Below are 5,198 nucleotides of genomic sequence, written 5' to 3'. Positions count from 1 at the left end.
CGCTTGGAAAGCGGCAATTCCCGTCTACGCCCCGCCGGGCGCAGCGCGGCAAATCTCAAACCGCCGCCGGGGCGGGGCCCGGCAAGCCTCGCCGGGCGCAGCGCGGCAAACCTAAGAAAGCCCCCTGTCGGCGGGCAGCCGACAAGCCCCGCCGTCCACTGGGCGGCAAACCCAAGAAGATCCCCCGCCGCCCGCAGAGCGGCAAAATAGAGAAAGGAATTCACCAGAATGAAAGGGTTTGAACACCTGCTGACCGGCCTGCCCGCTTTTGAGCGGGTCAAAAGCGCGGTGAAAAATCGGGCGACCCCGGTGCTCGTCACGGGGCTCTCGAACGTGCACAAGGCGCATATGATCGTTTCGCTCGCCGGTCTGCTGGAGACCGGCGGGCTGGCCGTCGTGTCCGATGAGGCGGCGGCTACCCGGCTGGTCGAGGACATCAACATCATGGCGGGGGAGGGGACGTCTGCTCTTTTCCCCTCGCGCGAATGGACCTTTCAGGAGGTGCAGGGGGTCTCGCGGGAATACGAGCACGCGCGGCTGGCGGTGCTCGGGCGGCTGCACGCGGGGAGCCTGAAGATCGTGGTGGCGTCGGCGCAGGCCGCGCTTCAGTATACGATGCCCCCGGAGGTGCTGGAAAAACGCATCCGGACCCTCGAGGCGGGCAGGGAATACCGGATGGAGGAGCTGACGCGGTTTTTGGTGTCGGCGGGCTACACCCGCTGCGACCAGGTGGACGGCGTCTGCCAGTTCTCCCAGCGGGGCGGCATCCTCGACTTTTTCCCGCCCCACATGCCCGATCCCTTCCGCGTCGAATTCTGGGGGGACGAGATCGACACGATCTCCACCTTCAAGACGGACACCCAGCGCCGGGTCGACACGGTCAAGCGAGTGGACATCACCCCGGCGGCCGAGGTGGTGGCGGACAGCCCTGAGCGGCTGGTGAAGCTTTTGCAGGGCGCGATGAAAAACATCCGCGGCACCCGCGGCAAGCTCGCCAAGGAGAAGCTCGAGGGGGAGATCGCGCGGATCTCCGACGGCATCATGCCCCAGAGCCTCGACCGGTGGCTGCCGCTGCTCTATCCCGAGCCGGCGACTGTCTTTGACTATCTGCGCGACCGGCCGCTCTTCCTCTGCGACACGGCCAACTGCCGCGAGGCGCTCAAAAACGTGCTCTGGCAGCAGAACGAGGACGTCAAGATCCTGCTCGAGGAGGGCGTCCTCTTCAAGGGGTGCGACCGGTTCGGCGAGGACTTCGTGGATTTGCAGCGGCACGCGTCGGAGTCGAACAGCGTGCTGCTCGACACCTTCGTCCGCTCGGTGGGGGACATCCCGCTGCGGGACATGATCGACGTGAACGCCGTCCAGCTCTCCTCCTGGAGCGGCGAGTTCTCCCTGCTGCGGGAGGACGTGCAGAACTACCTTTCGCGCGGCTACTGCGTCATCGTCTTCGCGGGAACCTACCGCGCCGCCGTGACGCTGGCGGAGGATTTGCAGAAGGAAAATATCCGCGCCGCCGAGTGCGAGGAGATCGGCAGGCTCACGCCGGGCGTGGTGTACGTCGTTTCGGCGAGCATGTCGGCGGGCATGGAATACCCCGACCTGAAGCTCGCGGTCATCTCGCAGGCCAAGGCGGTCGTGCAGGGCGCCAAGCGGAAGCCCCGCCCCAAGGAGGGCAAAAAGCTCCGCGACATCAGCGATCTGACGCCGGGGGACTATGTCGTGCACGTCTCCCACGGCATCGGCGTGTTTGAGGGGATCGTCAAGCGGGATGTGCAGGGGATTGTCAAGGACTACATCAAAATCCGCTACGCGGGCACCGACATGCTCTTCGTGCCGGTCACCCAGCTCGACCTCGTCAGCAAATACGTCGGCGTGCGGGACGACGCGAACGTGCGCCTTAATAAACTGAATTCCGTCGAGTGGCAGAAGACCCGCCAGCGGGTCAAAAAGGCCGTCGAGGACATGGCCAAGGAGCTGACCGAGCTCTATGCAAAGCGGATGGCGGTCAAGGGCTACGCGTTTTCGCCCGACACCGACTGGCAGAACGACTTTGAGCGGCGGTTTGCCTTTGAGGAGACGGACGACCAGCTCCGCTGCATCGACGAGATCAAATCGGATATGGAAAACCCCGTCCCGATGGACCGGCTGCTCTGCGGCGACGTGGGCTTCGGCAAGACGGAGGTGGCGCTCCGGGCCGCCTTCAAGTGCGTGATGGACGGCAAGCAGTGCGCGCTGCTCTGCCCGACGACCATCCTGGCGTGGCAGCACTACCAGACGACCACCCGCAGGATGGAGGGCTTCCCGATCAAGGTGGAGCTGCTCTCCCGCTTCCGCTCGGCAAAGGAGCAGAAGCAGATCCTATCCGAGCTGCGGCGCGGGGAGATCGACATGATCATCGGCACCCACCGCCTCGTCCAGAACGACGTCCAGTTCAAGGACCTCGGCCTCTGCATCATCGACGAGGAACAGCGGTTCGGCGTGCGGCACAAGGAGAAATTCAAGGAGATGCGCGCCACCGTCGACGTGCTGACCCTTTCGGCGACCCCCATCCCGCGCACCCTCAACATGGCGATGAGCGGCATCCGGGACATGAGCGTCATCGAGGAGGCCCCGCAGGACCGCCATCCGGTGCAGACCTATGTGGTCGAGCATGACTGGGGCGTGATCGCGCAGGCGATCGAGCGGGAGCTGCGCAGGGGGGGGCAGGTGTTTTACCTGCACAACCGGGTCGAGAGCATCGATTCCTGCGCCTATAGGATTAAGCAGATGGTCCCCGAGGCGCGCATCGTCACGGCGCACGGCAAGATGGGGGAGGAACAGCTCTCCCGCGTGTGGCAGCAGCTGCTCGACTACGAGGTTGACATCCTCGTCTGCACGACGATCATCGAGACGGGCGTCGACGTGCCCAACTGCAACACCCTCATCATCGAGGACGCCGACCGCATGGGGCTCTCCCAGCTCTACCAGCTGCGCGGGCGGGTGGGGCGCTCCACCCGGCGCGCGTTCGCCTACCTCACCTTCCGGCGGGACAAGGAGCTCTCCGACGTGGCCGCCAAGCGGCTGTCCGCCATCCGGGAGTTCACCTCCTTCGGGTCGGGCTTCCGCATCGCGATGCGCGATCTTGAGATCCGCGGCGCGGGCAACATCCTCGGCGCGCAGCAGCACGGCCACATGGAGGCGGTCGGCTACGACATGTACCTCAAGATGCTCTCCGAGGCGGTGGCCGAGCAGAAGGGCGAGGCGCCCGCCAGGACGGCCGCGGAGTGCATGGTCGACGTGCGGGTGGGCGCGCACATCCCCGAGGATTACATCGACAACCTCGCCCAGCGCATCGACATCTACAAGAAGATCGCCGCCATCCAGAACGAGGAGGACGCGATGGACCTCATCGACGAGCTGATCGACCGGTTCGGCGACCCGCCCGACGCGGTCAAGGGGCTGGTGGACGTGGCGCTCGTGCGCAACACCGCCTCCCAGATGGGCATCCGGGAGATCTCCCAGCGCGGGGACGCGGTGCTGCTCTATCCCGAGGTCATGGATATGTCCCGCGCGGGCTCGCTCGCCGTCAGGCTGCGCGGCCGCGTGATGGTCAGCGCGGGCAGCAAGCCCTACATCACCGTCAAGATCCCCGCGGGTTCCGAACCGCTCGACACCATCCGCGAGGCGCTCGCCGCCATGGGGGAGTGATCTTTTGCAGCGGCCCGCATAAGCGGCGCGGCGCGGAACAGGATAAGACTGGATGGGAGCCGTTTCCCGAACCGTGTGGAATTTCTAGTGGACTTTTTGGGGGCGGCGTTGTATAATAAGCGGGTATGCAAGCAATACCCCTTACAGGAGGAATTCAAAATGACGACTGTTAAAAAAATCGCGGCGCTCGGCCTGGCCGTGCTGATGACCGCGAGTCTCGCCGCCTGCAGCATGGGCGGGGACACCAAATGGGCGGCCAAGGCGGGCGACCTGACCGTTCCGGCCGGCGTCTACATCAACGAACTGATCACCGCGTATTCCGACGCGACGGTCGACCTTCCGTCGGACGTCAAGGACCCGCTCAAGGAGCAGGTGGACGGCGTCACCGTCTCCCAGAAGGTCACCGAGGAGGCCAAAAAGGGCCTTGACGAATACATCGCGATCGAGCAGAAGTTCAGCGAGATGGGCCTTACCATGAGCGAGCTCGACAAGGCCTCGGTCGAACAGACCGCCGAGCAGTACTGGACCGGCTTCCGTCTGGAGGAGACCTACACCGCCAACGGCGTGTCCAGGGAGTCGTTCATCCTCGCGCAGGAGAACATGGTCAAGAAGTCGATGATCTTCAACGCGATCTACGGCGAGGGCGGCACCGACCCGGTGCCCGAGGAGGAGCTCAAAACCAAGTTCTCCACCGACTACGCCAAAATCCTGCTCATCCCCGTGTCGATCAACCCCGCCGAGGACACCGACGAGGCCAAAGCCAAGGCCAAGGAGCAGGCTTCCGAGCTGATCAACAAGTACCTCGAGCGCGCCAAGGCGGGCGAGGATATGGAGACGCTCGTCTACGAGGCCCGCAAGGAGCTTTCGGGCAACCAGGACCTCGAGAAGCCAGAGGCGGGCACCTCCTTCACCTTTGTGAACCGGGAGAACTCCTCCTATTCGCAGGAGGTGGTCGATACGATCTTTGCCGCGCCGATCGGGGAGCCGACCGTCGCCGAGTCGGAGGACGGGATGTACCTCTTCGTCCGCTACGATGTGATGGAAAACGAGAGCGACTTTGCCCAGCGCAGGGCGGCGCTGGTCTCCGCGCTGCGCGGGGACGCGTTTGACGAGCAGGTCTCCCAGTGGGCGGACTCGCTCACCGGCGTCACCTATAACGACGCGGCCCTCAAGCGCTACACCCCTGAAAAACTGAAGGTCGGCTGAACGGCATCATAAAAGCCGGCGCGAAAGCGCCGGCTTTTTGTTGTCCCCAAACGTCCCCGCGAACGGTTCTATAAGTACCGAAGGACAAAAAATCAACCTGTAAAGGGGATCGATCCGATGATGAGCCCCGGCGACGGCCCGCTGCTGCCGAGCGCCCGCTTTGCACGCAGCGCGCCGCCCGCGGGGCGCCCAATCCGGGCGGCCGCGCAGAGTGCGCGCGCTCTCGAATCCACGGACTTTTTACCGATTGCTTCATGAAATGAAAAAGGCGGCCGCGCCGCGGGCGCCGTTTAAAATACGCAAAT

Annotated in this window: 2 protein-coding genes; both read left to right on the top strand. The window is 64.5% G+C overall.

What is annotated here, in order from left to right; genetic code table 11:
• Positions 1–228 precede the first annotated feature (228 nt).
• A complete protein-coding gene (mfd, locus tag NE609_RS16815) occupies positions 229–3,687 on the top strand; it encodes a transcription-repair coupling factor (RefSeq protein ID WP_256153188.1) in 3,459 nt (1,152 codons plus the stop codon).
• A gap of 159 nt (positions 3,688–3,846) precedes the next feature.
• Positions 3,847–4,893 (top strand): hypothetical protein, encoded by a 1,047-nt coding sequence (locus tag NE609_RS16810; RefSeq protein WP_121587731.1) that lies wholly within the window; start codon positions 3,847–3,849, stop codon positions 4,891–4,893.
• Positions 4,894–5,198: the final 305 nt, after the last annotated feature.

It is taken from the genome of Anaerotruncus sp. DFI.9.16 (assembly GCF_024461615.1).
In the GTDB taxonomy this organism is placed as follows: Bacteria; Bacillota; Clostridia; order Oscillospirales; family Ruminococcaceae; genus Anaerotruncus; species Anaerotruncus massiliensis.
This window is presented reverse-complemented; position numbering and strand designations above follow the sequence as displayed.

Coding starts and splice junctions, on each gene's coding strand:
- mfd (WP_256153188.1), top strand. CDS start 229: ATGAAAGGGTTTGAACACCTGCTGACCGGCCTGCCCGCTTTTGAGCGG.
- NE609_RS16810 (WP_121587731.1), top strand. CDS start 3,847: ATGACGACTGTTAAAAAAATCGCGGCGCTCGGCCTGGCCGTGCTGATG.